Source organism: Methylobacterium sp. WL103 (genome assembly GCF_008039885.1).
Taxonomy (GTDB): domain Bacteria; phylum Pseudomonadota; class Alphaproteobacteria; order Rhizobiales; family Beijerinckiaceae; genus Methylobacterium; species Methylobacterium cerastii.
On the sequence record NZ_VRUX01000573.1, the window covers coordinates 1 to 2,656 of the forward strand.

3 protein-coding genes are annotated in these 2,656 nt (G+C 71.3%); 2 read left to right on the forward strand and 1 reads right to left on the reverse strand.

Features of this window, described 5'->3' with window-relative positions:
• Positions 1–651, forward strand: a 651-nt coding sequence (locus tag FV222_RS22500) for a ribonuclease HII (RefSeq protein ID WP_147815682.1), incomplete at its 5' end; no start/stop codon positions are given.
• Between the two features lie 310 nt (positions 652–961).
• On the opposite strand, the gene FV222_RS22510 is transcribed toward FV222_RS22500, so the two are convergent.
• A complete protein-coding gene (locus tag FV222_RS22510) occupies positions 962–2,080 on the reverse strand; it encodes a PA0069 family radical SAM protein (protein WP_147815684.1) in 1,119 nt (372 codons plus the stop codon).
• A gap of 176 nt (positions 2,081–2,256) precedes the next feature.
• Between FV222_RS22510 and FV222_RS22515 the strand changes: the two genes are divergently transcribed.
• On the forward strand, positions 2,257–2,656 hold a 400-nt coding region (locus FV222_RS22515; RefSeq protein ID WP_147815685.1), incomplete at its 3' end, for a hypothetical protein.

Here is a 2,656-nt window from a genome sequence, read left to right on the forward strand (position 1 = left end):
CCCTTCGATCCCGCCCGCGCCGCCGAATATCCCGCCGTCATCGGCTGCGACGAGGTCGGGCGCGGGGCCCTGTGCGGCCCGGTGGTGGTCGCAGCGGTCTGGTTCGACCCCGTCACGATCCCACCGGACCTGCTCGCCCGCCTCGACGACAGCAAGCGCCTCAAGGAGCCTTTGCGCGAGGCGCTGACGCCGCTGATCCGAGCGCATGCGCGCGTCGCGGTGGCGGCCGGCTCGCGGGCGCTGATCGACCGCGTCAACGTTCGCGTCGCGACCCTCGACGCCATGCGCCGGGCGGTGCTGAAGCTGTCCCTCGACGCGCCGGTGCTGGTCGACGGGCGGGACGCCGTCCCGGGCCTGTCGCAGCCCTGCCGCGCCATCGTCGGGGGCGACGGCGCGGTGCCGCAGATCGCCGCCGCCTCGATCGTCGCCAAGACGTTCCGCGATGGGCTGATGCGGGTGCTCGCCCGGCGCCATCGGCATTACGGCTGGGAGCGCAACGTCGGCTACGGCGCCCCCGTGCACCTCGCCGGCCTGAAAGCTCACGGCCGCAGCCCGCACCACCGGCTCAGTTTTACGCGGGCGTACGGCGAGGGCGGCAGTGGGACGGGGCTTGCGGAGGATGTCGCAGCGGTGCCCGTCCCCTCTCCGTGAGACTTCGGCGATGCCGAACCTGGCACGGGTTCCCCTCTCCCCGCGTGCGGGGAGAGGCCCGGCTGCACCTTGTCGCGCAGCCGGATAGCGCAGGCGAAGCCGAAGCGGCGGTGATGGGGGGGGCGACGGATGTGGTTCCTCCGTTGCAGCCCCCTCACCGTCGGCTGCCGCCTCGCTTTGCCGACGACGAGGTCGGCAAAGCCCTCTCCCCGCGCGCGGGGAGAGGGGATGCGCACAAGGCGAGCGCCAGAAGCGGGGGCGTGCGAATCCTGTGCCCGAATGGGGAAAACGCGGCCCCCTTCGCCTCCCGTCACAACAGCGAAAACTGCTCGCCCGGCTTGGTAAAGGCCGAGGCGTCGAGGGTGATGCGCGCCTTCGCGTAGCCGAGCCGCGTTTTCGCCAGGCGCATCCGCGTCGCGATCAGGTCGGCGTAGGCGCCCTCCCCGGTCATGCGCTTGCCGAAGGAGGCGTCGTATTCGCGGCCGCCGCGGGCCTGTGCGATCAGGGAGAAGACGTGACGTTGTCGCCCGGGATAGTGCTCGGCGAACCAGTCGGCGACGAGGTCCTTCAGGTCGTGCGGCAGGCGCAGCAGCACGTGGTTGGCCTCCCGCGCCCCGCAGGCGCGCGCCTCGGTCAGGATCGCCTCGATCTCGTGGTCGTTGAGCGAGGGGATGATCGGCGCGACGATCACCATCACCGGGATGCCGGCTTGGCTGAGCGCACGGATCGCCTCGAGGCGCTTGCGTGGATGCGGCGCGCGCGGCTCCATCTTCCGGGACAGCACCGGATCGAGGGTCGTCACCGAGACCGCGACCTTCACGAGGTTCCGCTCGGCCATCCCGGCGAGGATGTCGATGTCGCGGGTGACGAGGTTGGATTTCGTCACGATCCCGACGGGATGGCGCAGGCGTGCCAGCACCTCCAGCACGGCCCTTGTGATGCGGTGCTCGCGCTCGATCGGCTGGTACGGGTCGGTCGCCGTGCCGAGCGCGATGGTCTGCGCCTCGTAGCCCGGCGCCGACAGCTCGCGCTCCAGCAGGCGCGCCGCGTCCGGCTTGGCGAAGAGCTTTGTCTCGAAGTCGAGCCCGGGCGACAGGCCGGCATAGGCGTGGTTCGGCCGCGCGAAGCAGTACACGCAGCCGTGCTCGCAGCCGCGATAGGGGTTGATCGAGCGATCGAACGGGATGTCGGGCGAGGTGTTGCGCGTGATGATCCCGCGCGCCCGCTCCAACGTCACCTCGGTCCGTCGCACCGGCCCGGGCTCTTGGGAAGGCCAGCCGTCGTCGAGGCTTTCGCGCCGGATCGCCTCGAACCGGCCGTCCGGGTTGGCGGTGGCGCCCCGTCCGCGCACTGAGTCCCGCGCCGGCGTCGTTGCGGCGAGCCGGCGTGGGCTCGATTCGAGTTCGGACACATGGCGGGATGCGGACATCGTGATGGGTGCACCCCGGCGCGGAAGCTGTCTACAATGGAACATAGCAGGAACGAAATCGACGGGATACGCCTCGATTTTAGGCAAGTTCTCGGAGTTTGTGGCAACCGCGCAACGCAAGCGCGTCGCGTCACGGCTGAGCGTCCTCGCTGGCCGAAAATACGTTATGCGCGACCATGATCTCCGCCCTGGTTCTCGTCGCCGACCCCGGCGACGCCGACGCGCTCGACCGTCTGGCCGACTCCCTGGGGGCGCTCGTGGCGGGCGTCGCCGCCGGTCTCGTGGGCGATGCGGTGATCGTGGCGGCGGCGATGGACCCCGGCGTCGACACCATCGCCGACGCCACAGGTGCCAGCCTCGTGGTGATGCCGCCCGGAGCGAACCCCTGGGTCGCGGGGGCGGCTTTGGCGCGCCGCGACTGGGTCTTGTGCCTCGAGGCCGGCGACGTGCCGGGGGATGGCTGGATCCGCACCCTCGACCGGTTCGTCGGCACCGCGGGCGCCGACGCTCTCGGACGGCTGTCGCGTCCGCATGCGAGCCTCGCGACGCGGCTCGCGGTCTGGGCCGAGGCGATGG